This window comes from Streptomyces coeruleorubidus (assembly GCF_008705135.1).
In the GTDB taxonomy this organism is placed as follows: Bacteria; Actinomycetota; Actinomycetes; order Streptomycetales; family Streptomycetaceae; genus Streptomyces; species Streptomyces coeruleofuscus.
On record NZ_CP023694.1, the window covers coordinates 6,297,205 to 6,316,472 of the forward strand.

Annotated in this window: 16 protein-coding genes, 1 tRNA gene and 1 pseudogene; 9 read left to right on the forward strand and 9 right to left on the reverse strand. The window is 63.0% G+C overall.

Translation table 11 applies throughout. The features are described from left to right. Nucleotides 1–57: 57 nt before the first annotated feature. Nucleotides 58–441, forward strand: coding sequence for a DUF6083 domain-containing protein (locus CP976_RS43885; protein WP_229875606.1), 384 nt, complete (start codon nt 58–60; stop codon nt 439–441). A gap of 346 nt (nt 442–787) precedes the next feature. On the opposite strand, the gene CP976_RS43890 is transcribed toward CP976_RS43885, so the two are convergent. Next, nucleotides 788–2,185, reverse strand: coding sequence for an RNA polymerase sigma factor (locus CP976_RS43890; RefSeq protein WP_229875609.1), 1,398 nt, complete (start codon nt 2,183–2,185; stop codon nt 788–790). A 266-nt stretch (nt 2,186–2,451) separates the two neighbouring features. On the opposite strand from CP976_RS43890, the gene CP976_RS43035 reads away from it, so the two are divergent. From CP976_RS43035 to CP976_RS29260, 3 genes and pseudogenes are all read left to right on the forward strand, one after another. Next, the gene (locus CP976_RS43035) at nt 2,452–2,616 is read left to right on the forward strand and encodes a hypothetical protein (protein WP_167537445.1); all 165 of its coding nucleotides are present in this window, start codon (nt 2,452–2,454) and stop codon (nt 2,614–2,616) included. A gap of 395 nt (nt 2,617–3,011) precedes the next feature. Further along, nucleotides 3,012–4,085 (forward strand): annotated as a pseudogene (locus CP976_RS29255) (tyrosine-type recombinase/integrase); the annotation flags it as partial. A 243-nt stretch (nt 4,086–4,328) separates the two neighbouring features. Continuing rightward, nucleotides 4,329–4,625, forward strand: coding sequence for a GYD domain-containing protein (locus CP976_RS29260; RefSeq protein ID WP_150483021.1), 297 nt, complete (start codon nt 4,329–4,331; stop codon nt 4,623–4,625). 249 nt (nt 4,626–4,874) lie between these two features. Here CP976_RS29260 and CP976_RS29265 read toward each other — a convergent pair. After that, a tRNA-Ser gene (locus CP976_RS29265) sits at nt 4,875–4,933 on the reverse strand. A gap of 996 nt (nt 4,934–5,929) precedes the next feature. Between CP976_RS29265 and CP976_RS29270 the strand changes: the two genes are divergently transcribed. From CP976_RS29270 to CP976_RS29285, 4 genes are read left to right on the forward strand one after another with little or no spacing between them, the layout of a single operon-like run. Next, entirely contained in the window at nt 5,930–7,114 is a 1,185-nt protein-coding gene (locus CP976_RS29270; RefSeq protein ID WP_229875612.1) for a DNA cytosine methyltransferase, read from the forward strand. Further along, the gene (locus CP976_RS29275; protein WP_150483022.1) at nt 7,111–9,468 is read left to right on the forward strand and encodes an ATP-binding protein; all 2,358 of its coding nucleotides are present in this window, start codon (nt 7,111–7,113) and stop codon (nt 9,466–9,468) included. The genes CP976_RS29270 and CP976_RS29275 overlap by 4 nt, the downstream gene beginning before the upstream one ends. Further along, nucleotides 9,465–11,117, forward strand: coding sequence for a helicase-related protein (locus CP976_RS29280; protein WP_150483023.1), 1,653 nt, complete (start codon nt 9,465–9,467; stop codon nt 11,115–11,117). Before CP976_RS29275 ends, CP976_RS29280 begins: the two co-directional genes overlap by 4 nt. Further along, complete coding sequence (locus CP976_RS29285) at nt 11,117–11,737, forward strand: hypothetical protein (protein ID WP_150483024.1); 621 nt, start codon at nt 11,117–11,119, stop codon at nt 11,735–11,737. The genes CP976_RS29280 and CP976_RS29285 overlap by 1 nt, the downstream gene beginning before the upstream one ends. Here the strand turns inward: CP976_RS29285 and CP976_RS29290 are convergent. The 3 genes from CP976_RS29290 to CP976_RS29300 all read right to left on the reverse strand — a co-directional run bounded on the left by CP976_RS29290 (nt 11,688) and on the right by CP976_RS29300 (nt 14,515). Further along, nucleotides 11,688–12,137 carry a very short patch repair endonuclease gene (locus CP976_RS29290; protein ID WP_308430015.1) on the reverse strand — a complete coding sequence of 150 codons (450 nt, stop codon included), beginning with the start codon at nt 12,135–12,137 and terminating at the stop codon, nt 11,688–11,690. The genes CP976_RS29285 and CP976_RS29290 overlap by 50 nt on opposite strands. 718 nt (nt 12,138–12,855) lie before the next feature. Beyond that, complete coding sequence (locus CP976_RS44705) at nt 12,856–13,485, reverse strand: HNH endonuclease (RefSeq protein WP_373304870.1); 630 nt, start codon at nt 13,483–13,485, stop codon at nt 12,856–12,858. 388 nt (nt 13,486–13,873) lie between these two features. Continuing rightward, on the reverse strand, nt 13,874–14,515 hold the full coding sequence (locus CP976_RS29300) for a hypothetical protein (protein WP_150483026.1): 642 nt from the start codon (nt 14,513–14,515) through the stop codon (nt 13,874–13,876). 1,589 nt (nt 14,516–16,104) lie between these two features. Between CP976_RS29300 and CP976_RS29305 the strand changes: the two genes are divergently transcribed. Next, nucleotides 16,105–16,947: a DUF3800 domain-containing protein gene (locus CP976_RS29305; protein ID WP_150483027.1), complete on the forward strand. Its 843-nt coding sequence runs from the start codon at nt 16,105–16,107 to the stop codon at nt 16,945–16,947. 214 nt (nt 16,948–17,161) lie between these two features. Here the strand turns inward: CP976_RS29305 and CP976_RS29310 are convergent, their stop codons facing one another. The 4 genes from CP976_RS29310 to CP976_RS29325 all read right to left on the reverse strand — a co-directional run bounded on the left by CP976_RS29310 (nt 17,162) and on the right by CP976_RS29325 (nt 19,262). Beyond that, nucleotides 17,162–17,557 carry an HNH endonuclease gene (locus CP976_RS29310; protein ID WP_150483028.1) on the reverse strand — a complete coding sequence of 132 codons (396 nt, stop codon included), beginning with the start codon at nt 17,555–17,557 and terminating at the stop codon, nt 17,162–17,164. Nucleotide 17,558: 1 nt separating this feature from the next. Beyond that, entirely contained in the window at nt 17,559–18,053 is a 495-nt protein-coding gene (locus tag CP976_RS29315) for a hypothetical protein (protein ID WP_150483029.1), read from the reverse strand. A 403-nt stretch (nt 18,054–18,456) separates the two neighbouring features. Continuing rightward, nucleotides 18,457–18,837, reverse strand: a complete 381-nt coding sequence (locus tag CP976_RS29320; protein WP_167537582.1) for a hypothetical protein — start codon at nt 18,835–18,837, stop codon at nt 18,457–18,459. Further along, nucleotides 18,837–19,262, reverse strand: coding sequence for an ATP-binding protein (locus tag CP976_RS29325; protein WP_150483031.1), 426 nt, complete (start codon nt 19,260–19,262; stop codon nt 18,837–18,839). Before CP976_RS29325 ends, CP976_RS29320 begins: the two co-directional genes overlap by 1 nt. Between the last annotated feature and the right edge of the window lie 6 nt (nt 19,263–19,268).

A 19,268-nucleotide genomic window follows, 5' to 3' on the forward strand; every position in this document is an offset into this window, starting at 1 on the left:
GAGTTCCGTCCGGTTCGCGCTCTACGCCCGGGCCGACGGGCTGGCGACCCTCACGGTATGGGGGTTTTAGAGGGGAAGCCGCGGCGGCTGGGTGGTGGGCAGTCCCGCTGCCCGTACTGCGGGCTGCTGCAGGATCGGGTGGCAACACTTGATCAAGACTGGGTGCTGCTGGAGCCGGACATGAATCCGCTGGCCCATACGGTGCCGACGGAGCATCGGTGGATCGAGGTGTCCGACGGGCGGGTGACGGTCTACGGGGTGTGTCCGCCGGATCAGTCCCAGCGGTGCCGTATCGAGCATCGCCTTGCCTGCCCGGCACAGCCTCTGCCGGATCTGTGGCCGTGGTTGACGAGCCTGCGAGGGGAGAACGCGCGGCGAGCGAAGCGGCAAGACGACCCAGAGCCGCCTCGACCTCCTGAGGAGTGGCCGGACGCCGGCTGATGGACACTGCGGAAACCTCGGGGCTGACCAGGGAATATGCTCCAAGATCCTGTCCACGAATGGTCCACGGACACGACATACGCCCGCTCCGAACGGCACACGCCTGCACATACGCGAAGACCCCGCACTCAGCGTTTCCGCTGATGCACGGATAGGCCACGGCCGGACGAGTACCGTTCTAGGCGTGAGGTCGAAGCCTTGCCGGGTGGTTGCTGATTGTGCGAGTCCTATTATTTCGCCCGACCAGCGCCTCGCGGCACGGAGGAAAGGACCAGCGGTGTGACAGCTCGTCTCGCGCCGTCGCTCACGCGTGCGGAGGCTGTCAATGCGTGACGTTATCTATTTGTCACTCCCCGGCTAGTCTCAGGTAGCGCTGCATGGCGCGCCGGGCTTGGAGGTCGATGTGGCGAGCTGTTGCAGGGGCGATGCCGAGGTGGTAGGCGGCATCGTGGATTGAGTGCCCGTGGAGGTAGATCAGCACGACCACGTCCCGCTGCCGTTCGGGAAGTTCCTTGATGGCCTGGAAGAGGTTGATTGTCTCCTCCAGTTGCCCGACGGGATCAACCGCCTCGCGCAGCGCGATAGTCTCGAAGGCCGAGTCGATGAGTGCATCGTGTCGGCCTCGGGTCTTAGCAAGACTGACGGTATGGAACTTCATCAACTTCCAGGCGTATGCCGCTGGGCTCTCCGTTTTCAGCACTTTCGGCCAGATTCTGAGCAGCGCCTTGAGCGCCGAGTCGACTGCGTTTTCGGCATCGACCTCGTTGTTCAGGTACGTGCTTGCCCAGGCCAGATATGCCGGGTAGTGCATTCGGCAGAATGCCTCGAAGGCGCTCGGACTTCGCTCTACCTGGGATGGCGCGGCGTTCTCGGTTTCGGAGCCCAAGCCGTCGTCCGAGGAGTTGTCCGCCTCAACGTCCGAGCTAGAGGAGTTGTCCGGCGGGTTGTCCATGTGGAGCTCGCTGGCGAGCTGATCGAGACGGTCGGCACGGTCATCCAAGTGACGCGCGGCCTTGATGAGCGCCATATCCATGTCGTCGGTCGTGCCGCTCAGCGCGTCCCGTAAATCGGGTGTCGTGGTGGGCCGGGGCACAGAGTCATCCGCGTCTGTGCCGGGCACCTGCCCGCGGAGGCGTTCGAGTTCCTCGGCCAGCAGACGGACTTGTTCGGCAGCTTCCTCGGCGAGTTGGTCAGCTTTCTGACGCTCGGCACGAGCGCGTTCCAGTTCTGTCTCCGCGGTTATCCGCTGCTGCTCACTCCGTGCCAGACGCCCATGCACCTGCTCCAACTCAGTGTCCACGGAACGGAAGGCACGCAGACGGTCCCGTTCTCGGCCCAGCGCGTCGACGTCGCGGTGCAACTTGTCCACCATGGCCAACAGAACTAGCACCATCTGGTTGGCATCATTGCGCTCGCGCTCCAGCTGCGCCGCGCGCTCCATCGCCCGAACCAGCTTGTCGGAGACCGCAAGCGACCTCTGCTGCAGGAGCACAAGTTCCGCTTCTACAGCGGAGCTGTCAGCCCCTGTACCGCTCGCAGCCCTGGCCGCGCCCTGTCGGGCAGCTTCTGCCTGCTCAAGAAGCCGATCTCTGTCAGCAGCGCTCCGTGTGCAGACATCGGCTATGGCCTGGACAAAGTCCTCCCGCAACCCGACACCGGCCAGACGCTCAGACACCGTGGATCGGCTAGGGATGCGTCCTTCAGCGAAGTGCTCAGGCGTCAGTTGCCTCAGCACGTCATCCACCCGCATCCCTGCCCGATCCAGCCACTGCCTCAGTACCTGAGCGACAGCGTTGGCCTCAGCAGATGGCCCTTTCAAAGGCCCCCACGGACGAGTCCGTCTGCCCGCACTGGTCACGCAACCCCCTTGTCCAGCGAACAACCTGCCCTTGTCCGGGCTTATCCAGAACAAGGCCCGAACAAGTAGACCAGGCCCCATACACCCCAGGAGCGTAAAGGCGTCACCACACATCTGGCCTTTCGGCCTCAGCCTTGCAGGAGCCCAACTCAATGGACGCCCTTCAGCACGCCTTCGATCTCGCCGCCCGCGGCCTGCTCACGGAGCTGCCCGCCCAACTCGTCACAGCCGGGGTGGCAGCAGTCACAGCCGCTGCCATCCGGGCCTGGAAGAAGCGACGTGCGGCAACTGCCGCCGAGGGCAAAGCAGAACGCTAGGTACCGCAAGCTCCCCTCCATCAGCGCATGCCCAAGGCAGAGTGGTTGGCGCTTGATCAGAATGCTTTGGCCCGAGCATGACAGAGGCCAGGAAGCGAATTTACTACCTGGCCTCTGACCGGTCGGCGGTGGCGGGATTGAACCCACGACCTCTTCGTCCCGAAGCAACTTGGGCGGGCGCCTGACCTTTCGTCGCTGTGCCTCTCACCGGTTGCGATGGTCCGCAGGTGTCCGCGCTTGTCCGCCGCTGTTCGTCAGCGTTGTCACGCAGTTAGACACTCACCCTCAGTTGACCTGCTACGCGGGGTCGCCACTGTGCCCGAAGGCGATGGCTGCGCGACACGTGTCCAGATGCTCAGGGCAGCCGAAATACTGCTTCGGTCGCTTAAAGAGACATCAACGAAGCCCTCACCAGTGTGACGCTGGAACTCCTCGACGAGCGCGCCGGAAGACCCTCCGACGAGGAAATCCGCAGAGCACTGCGCAACTGGGCCTTCGTGCTGCCAGGGCCCGATGACCGGGAAGTCCCGGACGACGTGCGGAACGTTCTCCACTGGGTGTCCAAGGCATCCCGGCCGCTCGCCGATCTCGCTGAAGCGGCCACGGCTCGCACGGTCCTCGACTCGCTGAAGCTCAAGCTCGACGGCACGGCAGCAGCGGCGGAGACAGTGCGGCGCAAGCGTCGGTCGCTCGTCAACGCCGCGAATTACGCCGTCGACCTGGGGGAGCTGCGGGAGAACCCCATCACGGCTGTCCGCTGGCAGAAGCCGAAGGTGTCCAACCAGGTCGACCCGCGGGTTGTCGCCAACCCGGAGCAGGCACGGAACCTCCTGGCGGCGGTTTCCTACGTGGGCGGGTACCGGCGTGCTCGTGGTCGTCGCCTCGTGGGTCTGTTCGCCGCCATGTACTTCGGTGGCCTGCGGCCGGCGGAAGCGGTGGGCCTCGTCGAGATGGACCTGAAGCTTCCCGAGCAGGGCTGGGGCTCGGCGCTGCTCCACCGGACCCGGCCGTCCGTCGGCAAGCAGTGGACCGACTCGGGAGAGACCCATGACGACCGCGGGCTGAAGAACCGGCCAACCGAGGACGTGAGGCGGGTGCCTATCCCGCCCCACCTCGTGGCCGTGCTCCGCGAGCACCTGGCCACCTTTGGCACGGCGGACGACGGACGGCTCTTCTTCAGTGAGAAGGGCTCGGTCGTCCCGTCCTCGACCTACTACCGCGTGTGGCAGGAGGCTCGGCTCCTCGCGCTGCCGCCGGCCGTCGCGGCCTCGCCGCTCGCGAGTCGGCCGTACGACCTCCGGCACTCGGCGCTGTCGACGTGGCTCAACGCCGGTGTCGACCCCACCGAGGTGGCCGAGCGCGCCGGCAACAGCGTGGAGGTCCTGCTGACCCGCTACGCCAAGTGTCTCAACGGACGGCAAGACGTCGCCAACCGGCGTATTGAGGATCTGTTGCGCGAGTACGAGTGATCGCAGACGACGGTAGCTCCGATGCCCCCGGACTGGTTCCGGGGGCATCGGCATGCCTTGGCCGAGAGGGGCGTTCCTGTCCTCAAGAATTCCGCGCCGGCGGCTCCGGGGTGTATGTCGGGCCGGGCCATGAAGTCAGGCCGGCTGCCATCACTCGTTCAGAGGCGCCTCTCATGCGCATTACGCGCATGATGCCCAGAGTTGACCACGACTAGTTGCGTCTACTCACAGGGGTAAAGGATCATGCCGACGTTTGTTGCGCTGCTGAACTGGACCGATCAGGGAGTCCGCGGCTACAAGGACACCCCGCAACGCGCCGAAGCCTTCACGGCAGCGGCTCAGAAGCTCGGGGTGAAGGTCCTGAACCTCTTCTGGACCGTCGGCCCGTACGACCTCGTGGCTGTCGTGGAGGCGCCCGACGACGAGACTGCCACCGCAGTGCTCCTACAGGTCGGCGCGTTGGGCAACGTCCGTAGCACGACCCTGCGAGCCTTCGGCCGGGAGGAGATGGACCGCATCATCGCCAAAGCCACCGGCTGAGGGACTTCCACGTCGAGGTCCTGTTGGTACGAGTGACACGCTCAAGGCGGTCCCCCCAAGGCCCTGGACCTGTCCGGGGCCTTCGCCTGTCCTGGGCATGACCTGCGCTTACGTCCCAAGATCCCGTCCACGCCTCGTCCACAGCCCCCGACATACAGCCGCTCCGAGCGGCACACGCCTGCACATACGCGAAGACCCCGCACTCAGCGTTTCCGCTGATGACGGGGTCTTTAGGCACCTCATACAGGGTGCCCCCGGCAGGATTCGAACCTGCGCACACGGCTCCGGAGGCCGCTTGGGGCCCGGGCAACGCGGCAGGTCACGGCCCTCCACATGGCAGTCTAGGCGGGACCAGTCCACGGGTAGTCCACGGCGGACCGGCACCGCCTTTGTGCCCTCGACCAAGACCATCTTGGATGTTTGGCTCATTGCGGCTCGGCTCAGGCCTGCCCTCAGGTAACGGCGTTGACTAGGAGGCGCGCGCCCCAACCGACGTCGGTCAGCCAGTGCCGCCGGGATGTCGACCTGTCAGGGACGCGCGGATCTGGCTGCTTTGGCGGCTCTAAACCCGCTCGCCCAGTTCCATGTCTCGCCGCCAACGAGCCTATAGGGCGATCGAAGATCACAGTATGATCACGCATCGTCACGGAATGAACACATCCTAAGTTGATCGGTTAACTTGATGGGGCTTACATCGGCAGGGGAGATGAAGTACTGACGGGTGGGGACCTGTGTGTCCTGCGGGCAGATCTGTCTATCTGTCCGCATGCTGCGCTGCCGCGCAGTCATCAACTGCCGCAACGTGACGTTGCCCGCACGGCTTCGTGGTTACGCTTCATTTCGTAGGACCACGGGGAAGATCATTGGAGCTGAACACCGTGACCGACTCATACACGAGCTCCGGCGATGCTGCAGTCGCGAGAGCCGGGGGGGCGGGCTGGTGCGGAGATGCTCCGCACTGTGTACGGCCAGCGGCTCGACCGCATGGACAAGGCGCAGGGGACTGTTACCAACAGGCTGGCGCAGTTGCTGACTTGCTCGCACCAGGCGCGGCCGGTTGGTGAAGGTCCAAGGGTGGCGGGGGGCGACTGCGCGTTGCCGGCCGCCTCGGCGACGTCGCGTGAACCGTGGCGCCAAGCGCTTGCAGCCTGGAAGGCGATCAGGAGACCAACAGGTCCTGGCGAGGTCGTTGGACCGTGCGGCATCATGATATTCAGACAAAGGCGATGGTTGGAAAGAAGTGCATGTCTGAAACTGCAGTCGTTCCCGGGAGAGTTGTCCCTCGCCACCCCTCCCTCTTATTGATGAGGAACACGCCCGCCCGGCTCGCGAGCGTGGAGTTGTTCGCCGGCGCGGGCGGGCTCGCGCTGGGCTGTCAGAAGGCTGGCTTCGACGCGCTGGCAACTCTGGAGTTGGACAAGTGGGCCTGTGACACGGTGCGACAAAACCAGGCGCGGGGTCACGAGCTCGTCGCGAACTGGCATGTCGAGGAATGCGATGTGCGGGACTTCAACTGGTCCCGCATCACCGACGAGGTGGACCTCCTCGCCGGTGGGCCGCCGTGCCAGCCGTTCTCCATTGGCGGCCATGGCAAGGCAGACGACGACGAGCGTGACATGTTCCCGGCCACGGCGGAGGCGGTCGCCCATCTGAGGCCCCGCGCGTTCATCATCGAGAACGTCAGGGGCCTGGCACGCCCGAGGTTCGCTGATTATTTCCAGTACATCCAGGCCAGGCTTTCGATGCCCCTCCTCACCGCGAAGCCCGGCGAACTGTGGACGGAGCACCTGCGGCGACTGCAGGACGCGCGCAAGGACATCGGCAACCAAGAGTTGGCCTACCGGGTCACGCCGGCCTTCGCCAATGCGGCGGACTACGGAGTACCGCAACAGCGACAGCGCGTCTTCCTGGTCGGTTTCCGAAACGATCTAGACGTGACCTGGGAATTTCCGCATGCCACGCACTCGAAGAGAGCGCTACTGCATTCCCAGTGGATCACTGGTGAGTACTGGCAGGAACACGAAGTGCCCAAGGCAAGACGTCCAGAACGGCCTAACGTTCCCATACCCGCGGAACTGCGGCCGGACGAGGTCAAAGCACGCTGGCGCACCATACGTGATGCGTTGGTCGGTCTCCCCGAGCCGACGCTCACGGGTGCTACGGGCGTCCTCAATCACGTCCTTCAGCCCGGAGCTCGTTCCTACCCGGGTCACACTGGTAGCCCGATAGATTGGCCAGCCAAGACGTTGAAAGCCGGGCGTCACGGGGTCCCTGGCGGCGAGAACATGCTGCGTGAGACGGACGGCTCCATACGCTATTTCACGGTCAGGGAAAGCGCACGCCTGCAGACCTTCCCGGACGACTACGAGTTGCATGGCCCTTGGGGCAAGGCGATGCGCCAGCTCGGCAATGCGGTGCCCGTCGAGCTAGCGCGGGTCGTGGCTGCCAGCGTCCATGCCGCCCTGCGCGCGGAGGGACCCGAGTCATGACGGAGACGGAGACGAGACCTAACACCCTCAACCTGATGCCGTCCCCGCGGATCTTGGAGATGATCGCGGAGGTCGACCTTCAACTACATCAGTGTCTGTGCGAGTTGATTGACAACTGCCTCGACGAGCTCATTGAGGCCACCCGTGTCGATGAGACGTTGGAACCTCGAATAGACATCACCCTGCCGACGGCGGCCAAGGCGAACAGGGGCGCCAAGGTCGTCGTGAGTGACAACGGCCGGGGGATGTCTCAGGAGGAATTGGGTCACGCTCTGAGCGCCGGCACGTCGGGTAAGCAACGGTTCGGCAGCCTCGGCCTGTTCGGCATGGGCTTCAACATCGCCACTGCTCGCCTCGGCACGGTGACGCAGGTCCGTACGGGACGACGTGGCGACGACCATTGGATCACCGCCACTATCGACCTTCGAGCGATGCAACAGCGGTCGTCGTACGAGGTGCCCCTTCGCTACGATCCGAAGGATCTCGACGAGCACGGCACTCTCGTCTCGGTCACGAACCTCCGCGAAGACATCGTCGACAAGTTGAGGTCGGCGAGTTCGATCCGGGAAGTCAGCAAGAACCTGGGGCGAATTTACACCTACATGCTGCGTGATCCCGACGGGCCTCATTCAGGCGCGGAGCTGATGGGCGGCTTGAACCAGCGCCTGTACGTCAACGGCCGCCATGTACCCCCTCTCGTACCATGCATCTGGGACCCCACCCGGTCGGTCACGTACAAGGCCGGGGAGGTGCCTGCCGCGGAACCGATCGACGTGCCACTCACCAACGCGTTCGCATGCATGAACTGCGGTCGCTGGTACACCACAAGGCACGATCAGTGCGTTGATTGCGAGAGCGCTGACATCCAGGAGCGAGAGCGCCGGATCGTGGGATGGCTGGGCGTGCAAAGGTTCGCCGACAAGTCCGATTTTGGTTTGACATTCCTCCGGTACGGACGCGCGATCACGACTAGGGACCGGTCACTGTTCGACTGGGAGGGGCCGGACGGGGACATCGAGCTGGAGTATCCGATCGAACTCGGTATGGGCCGCATCGTCGGCGAGATCCATCTCGATCACGCGCCGGTCAACGTCCGCAAGACCAACTTCGACACGTCGTCGCCGGAGTGGCGGTACATGGTCGCGAAAGTGCGAGGCGACCTGCCTTTGCGTCCCCAGCTCTCGAAGCGCCTGTTCAATCGGGAGAACGACTCCCCGATGAGCCGGTTCTTCAACGCGTTCCGGGAGAACAAGCCGGGTCTCCGGTACCTCATGCCCGGTAACGGCAGCACCGCCATCCACACTGAGGCGAAGAGATGGGCACAGAAGTTCCGCAGCGGGGATCCGGAGTATCAGACCGACGAAAAGTGGTACGACGCCGCAGTCGATCATGACCGGGTCAAGAACGGACCACCCCCGGAGCCGGCCTCGCCCTCTGACGAGGATGACTGGCTAAAGGAGGAGGGGCTCGGACATCTGGGATCGGGGGCGGCCGACGGCCCCACACCGTCCAAGGATCAGAAGCAGCCGGATGTAGCCGCGGAGACGCTGCCGGAGACCGAAGAGCAACGCTTCGCGAGGTACAAGGAGCACGCGCTGCTGCTGCCCGACACCGACCGCGAAGTTCGCCTCGGTACCGCGCAGGCGTTCCTTCGCGTCTATGTCACCACCGGAGTCGAACTGATCAAGGACGGCCAACGGCAGCCGACTGTCGTTCGGATCGCAGCTGGCGAGGTGGAGATCTACGTGGATTCCGATACCGCGCTGATCGCGCGGTACGGGTGGTCTCCGCTGAACGTCGCGCTCTTCTGCGCGGCACCACAGTTGAAGAACGTGTACTCCGTGTCGGGCTCCATTGATGGACTGGTGACCTCGATCCTGGAGCAGTTCCCTGACCGGCGAGTGCACTCGAGTGCGGTGCGTGCCCGCGCGGAGATGCTGCTGGAGGGCCTGCGCGAGCGGCTCGCCGACCTCACTTCGAAGGACGCGTCCACGTTCTGGTCGGCCCTGTCCGGCGAGTCGAAGCGGGCTGCCGAGTCGTACGCCATCGCGGTGGCACCGGACGTCAATTGGAAGGCTGCGGTAGAAAACGGCGAGTTCGCACGCTACCTGGGCGCTGAGGGCATCCTCGACCTCGTTACGAACGCTCCCGAACTGGTTCTGGACGGCGGCTTGTTTCGTAGCACCTATGCGGCGCTGGGCGAGGAGACGCAGGCGGACCAAGTGGCCCGCGTCAGCGCCTTCCTCACTGACCTCAAGCGGATGGTTGTGGGTCCACCCCTGCAGAACACCCTGGAACTGTCCCGCTTGCTCCTTACTGCGGACCTGCTGGACTCGGAGATCGTCCAGGCATGAACCGATCATTCCTAGAGCCGGCCTTCCTCGTCGAGGAGGGCCCGAAGGGCTTCACGCGCCAGCTGGAGCGGTTGCTCGGTCTGATCTCGTTCACGGACGTGGTCAACATCGATGGTCCCGGGGACAAAGGCGCTGACCTCCTCGGCCGACTCAACAATGAGGACTGGATTTTCCAGTCAAAATGGAAGAAGTCGGGCAATGTGGATCGCGAGGCGGTGGACGAGGCCCACGCGGCGATGCGGCATTACGCCATCCACCGCGCGGTCGTAGTCACCAACCGACTGTTCACCCAGAAGGCCAAGGAGCGAGCGGACGCGCTGAGGGAGGTCGGAGTCAATGTGACCCTCTGGGACGGCCGACGACTAGCGACGATCTACGATCGCGCTCCGCAGCGAGTCACACCGTTCGACCTCCACCCCTATCAGGACCGCGCCGTGGAAGCGGCCTGGGCCGCCCTACAGGACACTGGCGAAGCACTCATTTACCTCGCCACGGGCCTTGGTAAGACGGTTGTCGCCGGCAGGGTGCTGCGACGATTCCTCCTCGCCAACCCGGGCTCCAAGGTGCTGGTCACCGCGCACATGATCGACCTCGTGGAGCAACTCGAACGGGCGATGTGGCGGGACGTTCCCAAGGACGTACCGACCCGTCTGCTGCACGGCGACTCGAAACCGGACTCTCTGCCAGGCGTCACCTTTGGCGTATCGAACACGGCACGTGACTACGTCCAATCGGGATACGACCCTCAGCTGGTGATAGTGGACGAGGCGCACCACGTGGGAGAGGCCGGGAACTACGCCACCCTGATGGGTCTGCTGCCCAAGGCCAAACGGATGGGTGTGACTGCCACGCCATGGAGGGGTGACAAGTACGACATCGAGCGGACCTTCGGTCAAGCAGTCGAGCGGGTGTCCATCTCGGAGGGCATGAGACTCGGGTACCTCGCCGAGGTGAAGTACCGTGTGTTCGCCGACAACATCGACTGGGACTTCGTCCGTCACGCCTCCGAGCACGGCTACTCCATCAAGGACCTGAACAAGCGTCTCTTCATCCCCGAGCGGGACGAGTCGGTCCGGGAGCATCTAGAGAAGGTCTGGGATCGGACCACAAACCCCCGCGCCATCATCTTCTGTCAGACGATTGAGCACGCGGAGCGGATGCGCGACCTGCTCGCCCGACGGCCCGGCTGGGAAAGGTCCGAGACGCTGCACGCCAAACTGAAGATGCGGGAGCGCCGGACACGACTACTCAGGTTCCGCTCGGGAGAGGTGCCTATCCTCGTCGCCGTAGACATCCTCAATGAGGGCGTCGACGTGCCCGACGTCAATATCCTCTGTTTCGCCAGGGTGACCCACAGCCGGCGCATCTTCGTACAGCAGCTTGGCCGCGGACTACGTCTTCGTAAGGGGAAGACCCACGTGGAGGTGCTGGACTTCGTTAGCGACATCCGGCGGCTGGCTGAGGTGTACGACATGCGCGGACAGGTGTCTGAAGGCGAAATCGAGCAGGTGTCGGTTGGGCGGAACCAGTTCGAGTTCGAGGACCTGAGGGTGAAGGGGCTCCTGGATCAGTGGATGGCTGACGTGGGTGACCTCGGGGGAGCCGACGACAGCGTCCGTTTGGAGTTCCCGCCCATCGAGGGGGTGTGATGGCGGTCCTTCCGGAACCGATCCGCCTGGAGATTTTCGCGGAGTTGGCCCGCCACTTCGACGCTGCACGGTGGGAGGAAGTCTCTCCACCTGCTGCAACGGAGATGTACGACCGCTTCGCCAAGGATCCCAAGATCGGGGGGCGACTCGCTCAGTTCATGCCCACGGAGAAGATACGCCCGTGGATCAAGGACGGACCGGCGAAGCAGTATCGCAGGGCGCTCGAAGGCCTCGGGCCCATGGCCCAGATGACGTCACGGGAGTACCCCGGTCCGCGGTCGGTAGTCCGGCTCGCCCTCGGCGCGGGTTGGACCCCTCGTGCTGAGACGTTGGACGTGAAGCCGATGCGGTGCTTCGCTGACGGTCCCGACGGTGAGGCGGCCTTCGTCACCTGGGGCCCGATGAACAGCCTTCAGGGCATGGTCTGGCACGCCTGCCTACGCCGAGCGGAGTCCGAGTCGCAATTGATCACCATTGCCGTCACCAAGCCCAACACCGCACCGCTGCCCGACGACGACTGGCAGCTCGCGGTCTCGCTGGCCAGCATCTTGAGAGCACGATGCGAGCAGGTCACCTACGCGGTTTCTCGGAAGGCGACCACTGGTTTGCGGACCGTTTGATCACTTCGTCCTCGATCTTGTCGGCTACCTTGACAGGGTCGTCGTGCTCCCAGAAACGGAGTACGGTCCATCCCGCCAAGGCGAAAGCCCTGGTGGAGTCCTGATCACGGCCTTGATTTTCAGCGATCTTGGCCGCCCAAAAATCCTTCCGATCCCCCTTCGCCGGCCGAAAGTGCTCCGGACAGCCATGCCAGAAGCACCCGTCGATCAGGACGGCGACTCGCTGCCTTGTGAAGGCAATGTCGACTGTCCGCTTCAAATTGGAAACGGGCTTGAAGTTCACCCGGTACCGGAGGCCGCGCCGATGCAACTCCCGGCGCACAGCCATCTCGGGTGTGGTGTCGCGCCCTCGGATTCGGGACATGCGCGCACTGACGATCGGGTCGACACCCCCAGACATCAGGCCCCTCCACTCAAACTCTTAGACTTCAGCGGCGACCTCGACAGGCCACACGTCCGTGGTCGGCGTACTTCTTCTTCCCCTAGGCCTTGCCGGGAATCTCGGTGAGCTGGGTTTTCGCCGGTCAGGCGGCGGCGCCATGCGCTTGCTCGTCGTCGCTGGCCGTCCTTGGTTGCTATCGAGCGGCCTCGGACGCCGAGAGACAGCCCAGCTTCGGCGCGCTCGGCTGACGGCCGGCACCTTGGATGACCCTGTCTGAACATCACCCAACGACAGCCAGCCACGACGGTGGGTCCGCCGACCACTCAGGCGCACGTGTGCCTCGCTGTACCCACCGGCCTCAGCAAGCTATCTATGCAGCCGACGAGAGCAAGCCACGACTGCCGGTTCGTGACGACGTCGCCTGAGCCCTGAGCTCGGGAAGCTTGGGTTATCCGCAGGCCATTGCTGGCTTGACCTGCGGCGGACTGGCGGCGTGGCCTATCTGACGCGGGTGGCCTGGTTCCCCGCAGTTTTCCGTGGCTCCCCGCACGATCTGGCACGCGTCTGGCACGGTGCGGCTATCTTGTCTGTGCGCTCGATGTGCTTGCTACCACCGCATAAGAGTTCGATCAAACCTCAGCTCGGCTGTAGGACTGCGTGGACGCCTCGGCGGAGCGAGATCGCGCGAGGCACCTGCTGTACGCAGTCATTGATGTCACTCTTGGATGTCAACTGATCAGGACTTCTCGGACTCGTAGCTCGCTTGCTGTACATGCCTGGTGAGCTGGTTTGCAGCCGCCTGAAGCACGGCCACGCGGGTGCCTTGGCTGAACCCAATGCCGAAGTGCGTTCCTGCTTGGCCTAGGAGGCTCCGAAGGAGCTCGGATACTCGCTCAGCTGCACCCTCCTCCGCGACAACAGATGCCAAAGCGTCTTTGAAATCCGGAGCCCTCTCAGCGGCAGCAAGCCACGCCATGAAGGTCTCAACTTCCCTACTGGGGCGCTCTTCTCTGGTCGCGATCCAGCGAGTCATCTGCTCTGGGTCTACCCAGTCTGGGGATTCTTGATGGCAAGGCCGACAGAGTAGGAGCAGGTTGCTCGCGTCGTCCGGTCCACCGAGACTCTTGGGGATGATGTGGGCTCGTTCGAGGTTGGCCCGTTGCCATGAGGCTTGAAGAGTCGCCAGGTTCCATCGCTCAGAGAGCCATCCGCAGGCGAAACAACACGGCTCGTCAAGACGCAGGTGCGGTGCGAAATCCCGCCGTCTCGGGTTCTTCTCCCAATGTTGTGCAATCTTCCACTTGCTCGGTACGGACATAGGCCCCCCTCTGGCTGCTACCGGCAGCATGCCATCCGCTAGTGACATCGGCCCTGCACTTGGGTCGAGCGCTTGACGGACGTTGAGCCCCGAGGCAGCAGGCCGGTAGCACCACCGCCTTAGGAGAGAGGCTGGGTGATTCGGTGCCTGAGCTGCGGCTTCGTCGGCTGAGGAAGGGCGCGGGTGCTCGACTGTGGGGCACCCGTGTTGACCGCTGCTGAAACCCCTTCATTTGGCACGGTTGTGGCACGAAGCTCAGCCGACGACAGTCAGTCACGATGGGGGGCGCGTCGACGGACAGGCGCGCGTGTGCCTCGCTGTACCCCCCACCGACCTTCAAAGCGCCGTCGGCCAGAGCAAGCGGCCGAGTTCCTGCGGACGGCGCCCCCGTTCGTACCGTGGCAGGTGGGCTGACATCCGAATTAGGGCAGTCTGTTCATTGCTCCTCGTCTTCACCTGCATCAATAGCTTTGATGATGTCAGCCCTCTGGACGAGTGCCATGCGGTTATCCACGTAGCGCACTACGCGAAGCACGGCCATGGTTCCCATCCACACACCGAGCATGATGAAGCCGAGACCGACGCCAGCCGTTAGGAAAGCTACTGGAGCCGCCACCAGAAATACATGTTCAGGGTTCTCCAATGCGGCCGTCATAAATTGCCAGGCTTCAGGGGGGGTTCCCCACACTGGAAGTTTTGCTTCGGCGGCAAGCACTTCGTAGAGTGGTGCATCGACTTCGCTATGAAACTGCGCGAAGTCGTGCAACGCTTGCAACCCATCTGGATAGTAGATGGGGCGTGTTTCATTGCCAGGATCGTAGGTGAGAGTGGGGGCACTGCCGGTGTCGGCGATGTATCTTCCACTCTTCAGGTTCTCAGCCACTCGCTCCATTTGGCGAGGAGTAAGGCCTTGATCAAAGGAAGTAACGAGCAGGGCTAGTGGCTCCTTCTCATCTTGATCAAGGTTGAGGGCAAGCGTTACTGAGCGTCCGTGGATGTGGTCATTGCTCACTTTCACCTCCAACTCCAATCCGATCGTAGAAGTGCTTGCATTGGCCTGCCACTCAAGCTGGCTCAAGCGAGTGACCCGCCTGCGTGGGAGGTGTCTCAGTGGGTGAGTCAGAACCTGTCTTCTTGCCCTGGGTCTTGTCGGGGATCTTGGTGAGCTGGGTTTTTGCTGGTCAGGGTGGTGTGTGAAGGCCGCCGAGAGGTCGTCATTGGTCGTCGTGGCTGCTGTCGAGCGGCCTTGGACGGCCCAGAGACGGCCCGGGCGTGGAGACTGGCGCTCTTCGCAGATACTGCTGCCAGGCAGACTTGCCTCCATGAACGAGGGGATAGCAGCGATCGCCGGTGCGCTGGCGGGATCACTGGGGACGATTGCAGCAGCGGTTGCCACTGGTCGGGCGAGCCGGGAGCAAGCGAGGATTGCAGCGCGTGCAGAGTTCCTGCGCCAACGCCGAGAGCCACGAGAGGCTGCTTACCGCAAGGTGATAGAAGCAGTCGGTGCGGTACGTGAGCACGAAACGAGGGAAAACTTCACGGATGCTCCGGAGGAGGAGTGGGCCCCTAGGGGCGCGAGGTACGTGAGGGAGGCACTGGATCGTTGCCAGCCCGTCAAGGAAGCGTGGCAAGACGCTGCCCTCCTCGGTCCAGCCCCAGTGAGCGCGGCAGCTGAGGAGTTGGGGGCTGCCAACGAGGACCTTGTCCGGAGCCTCGATGCTCTCCTCTTCGTTTTCAGCGAGGGAGTACTACCGGCACAGTCGATGTGGGAAGCCCACGACACAGCTCGCGACAGGTTGGCCAAGGCCCGAAGCGTCTTCATTACGGGCGCCCAAGGAGCACTGGAGGACGATGGCACTCTTCCTCTTCGGTCTAAGCGCCGGCTCCTACGTCGCCGCAGCTCAGGTCAGTGAGGCTTGCACGCGACATTGTGCGTAAGGCCGCTGGCGGCTTGTCCGACCGCTCTGGCACTCGGGCCACGCGACGTGCGTCTGCCATGTGTTGAGTAGGACCTCTTCGTCCCGAAGTAACTTGCCTGGGCGCTCCACCTTGGGTTTGTGTGCGTCTCACCTGCTGCGATGGTCCACAGGCGTGCGCGGCCGTCCGCCGCTGTGCGTGGGCGTTGTCACTCACTTAGACACTCAACGGCTTCCCTGGGGTTCAGGGTCCTGCGGTCCCATCGATACAGTCGGGCGCGTATCGACGCTGGGGACAGAGTGGGCGATCTGAGCGTCACACATGCATCAGATTGAGAGCTGCTGACCTGCGGCTACCTTGCCTGCGCGGTCGCTCTGGAGTTGGCAGGCAGCTCTGTGCGACGCTGAAGTGTTGTCTTGGTGCCATTGGGTCCATGCTGGAGCCAGCTGGCTGCCGTCCAGCTCAGGATGCCTACTGCCTTCGAGATTCAGCCTCAACTGCGGAAACGTCCGCAACGCGCTCTCGGACGCAGCTTGTCTGGTTGACACAACGCAAGGCTGAGCTACCCTAGTAGACGAGCTGGTAGGACTGCCAACGCGGTTCCGAGCAGCAGAGTTAGGACTGCCAACGCGGTGCCTAAATAGCTGCACCGGCTATGAATGCTAGAGAAAGCGGGTCCCTAGGGGCCCGCTTTTTCGTTATCTTCGGTATCGTGGGTGTAGAGCCTAAGATTGAGCGGGGGATGGGGCTGTGTACCTTCTTTTTGTGGATGAGTCTGGTACTCACGGCGGGAGCCACGCATTTGTGTTGGGCGGCGTGGCCATTCATGAGCGTGACGCTAGAAGGCTGCACAGACTGCTCGATAGCGCTGTCCAGAGGTACATTACGAACCCTGCGCTCAATGCGGAAGAGTTCGAACTGCATGTCTCGGAAATGAAGAATGCAAAGAAACCTAAGCAGAAGTCTTCAAAGCCGCAGAAAGTTAGCAACTGGGCTTTCATTTCGCGTACAGATCGGCTCGCCCTCCTTGAAGAGGCTTACGAGATAATCAGGGATTTTCAGCCCAGCAACCCCTCCCTTCCGATGGCCCTGTTCGGGGTTGCGGTCGATAGGAATTTCCGAAGCGGACTGCTTCCGGCGGCACGGGAGGCTTTTGCCTACGAAGTACTTTTGAACAAGTTCGATGTCATGCTTAAGCGCAATAGGGCTGACAATGGAGGCGATGACCTAGGTCTGGTTATCCACGATCGACGCGTTGTTGCTGAGCGCGACATTCAGTCGTGGACCCGTGAATGGCGTAGAGCTGCTGGTACGGTAGGACAGATCAGGAACCTTGCCGATGTGCCCCTGTTTGCAGATAGCAAAGCGACTCGTCTGATCCAAGTTGCCGACTTGGTCTCGTATGCGATCTGGCGTCACTATTCGCCTGATCCCCCAAAGAATGATTACATGGAGTTCTTGTGGGACGGCTTCGATAAGAAGCTGGACCAGATGTGCGGGATGGTGCATTACACGCCATCGTATGGCAGCGGCACCTGCACTTGCAGGTCGTGTTCTGACCGCCTAACTGCGGAGGCACTGAAGCATATTTAACTCTTCGGCGACGGCTTAAACAGCCCGTCCGCTGCCCAGAGGAACATAGGAAGCCCATGGCCCAGGTCGGATGCTGTGGGCTTCTGTCGTTGGCCGGCGTCGGCCTGACCTCGTACGGTCCAGTAACGGCCTCGACTCCGCGGAGGGCAGCCACAGCAACCGCACCGTGCGTCGCTAGCTAGTGCGCTGAATCTCTCGTAGAGTCTGGGTGCTGTTAGTACCAGCGGCGATAGCGATTGCTGGGAACCGTAACCCGGTCACCTTTTCTTTTGTTGCACCTTTCGCAGAGTAGTTGCAGGTTCGTCACATCGTTCAGTCCGCCACGTGACAAGGGCATCATGTGGTCATAATGGGCAACATCAAACGTATCGATTAGTCCCGAGAGATTGACTCCACAACCTGTACAGCGCCCGCGATCACGATAGAAGACTGCTTTTCGCGCCCACACTGGAGGGCGAACACGTTTGAGCTCGCCGTCGCGCTCGAATAGCCGAACTAATTCTTTGTTATCCTCGCCGAAGTGATCGGGGTCAACCTCACGGAAATATATGGCGAGAAATTTGTTCAAATTGGCCAAGGCTATCCTGTTCGAGAACATGACGAAGAACACTTCATCGGCGATGCGTGATTATGAGGTCCTCATAGACTTGGGTCCATCGCAGGTCGGCAAGGTAGTCGTAGCAGGCATTGGTGACATAGTGCGGATCCTCCGAATGTGCCGAGTTGCCTACGCCTTCCGGCGGTGCGTGAAGTGTTGGAGTGTCCGGTATGAAGAAAAGAGGTGCGCGAGTGATCCCGTAGCTCATCATTGCGGCGTCCACGGGGAGGATCCACTTGGAGTGGATTCGGTCGGTCCCGAAAGGCACTCGCGTGGGGCCGTCGATGTCACTCATGAGGATATCGTCGGCGATAAAGCGGATGAACTTGTGGAGAGCCGAGTCTTTTTGCCAGTTCGGGAGGAAACTGTAAATTCCGTTATCGACAGTCAATGCCTCCAGGTCGCGCAGATAAGGAAATGGGTCGCGCGTGATGATGTCGACCGCGTTGGCAATTCGGTAGGTGCGGAAGTACTCATGCGTCAGCCACTCGCTAGTCTTTCCTCTCACTTACTCCCCCTTGGGTGGGCGATCATCGTCAGCACATCGTGCCCTGCGAGGAAGGATGGTGCCCCGTTTGCGGACGAGTTGAGGTCGGGGGAGCGGCTTTGGGCTGGAGCTGCTTTGGCGCGAGTGATCATGGCCCCGTAAGCTTCCGGCGCGTCGGGCAGTCTGTGGACCTGCCCGCTGAAGCACGACGTTGGGGCCATGATCTTCGAGGCTCGCGCCAAAGTGGCTGCCTAAAGCCGTGGAGCCGACCGGCCCCAGCCACAGAGGGTTTCCTGCCTCAGCCCGCATGCACGCAGCGCGCCGCCGGGCGCGGCCAGCCGGGGCGAAGACAGGAGGCAGGCCGCGCCCGGCGGCGCGCGCCCGCGCCGTGCGCGGGCCTTGAACCAGTAGAGAAAGTTGTAACTCAGTCTGCGGTGCGGGGCTTGAAGTCGTATGCGCAGTCTGGGAGTTCTGCCCCTTGGCGGTGGGCCATCGGTAGGAAGACCACTGGCCGGATCGTCCAGGTGATGCGGGTGCTGGCGTGGGTCAGAGAGACCGTGCAGGGTTCCATGCGTAAGAGGGCTCGTCGCGTGTCGATGCGGCCGTCGTAGAGCCAGGCCCAGGCCTCGTCGGAGGCGTCCGGGTCGAGGGCTGGTGAGATGGTGCGCAGGGCGACCGCTACCCATCTGTCTGCCTGTGGTGCCGAGTAGGCGTCGAAGGATGCCCGGAGTGCCGGCCATCCTGTCTTGTCGTTGACGTCTTGCGTCCAGCACTCGCACCAGAAGCCCCGCTGGGGCTTGTCCATCAGCACGGGTGTCCTCCCGGCTGAGTGTCTGTGAAGAGTTCGGCGGTGACGGTGTAGCCGCTGTGGCTGCCGTGGACGACGACCCGGTGTGCGATGACGCCGACCATGCCCAAGCCGCGGCCGTGTACCGCGTCCTCGCTTGGCTGCTTGACCTTCGGGGCGGTGCCCGTCCCTCCCTCGTCGGTGACCGACAGGGCGACCACCTTGGGGGAGACCGCCAGGGCCAGGTGGAAGCTGCCTGCCCCACCGCTCGCCGTGTGAAGGATCGCGTTCGCGCTCAGCTCGCTCACGATCAGCTCGGCGTCGTCGGCCAGGGGAGATCCGCGCAGGATGTCCCGCGTCCAGCGGCGAGCCCGGCTGACCTCTTCCGGAAAACCTGGGCAAGTGAGTCCCCAGACCCGGGCGGTGCTCGTATACTCGTGCATACAAGT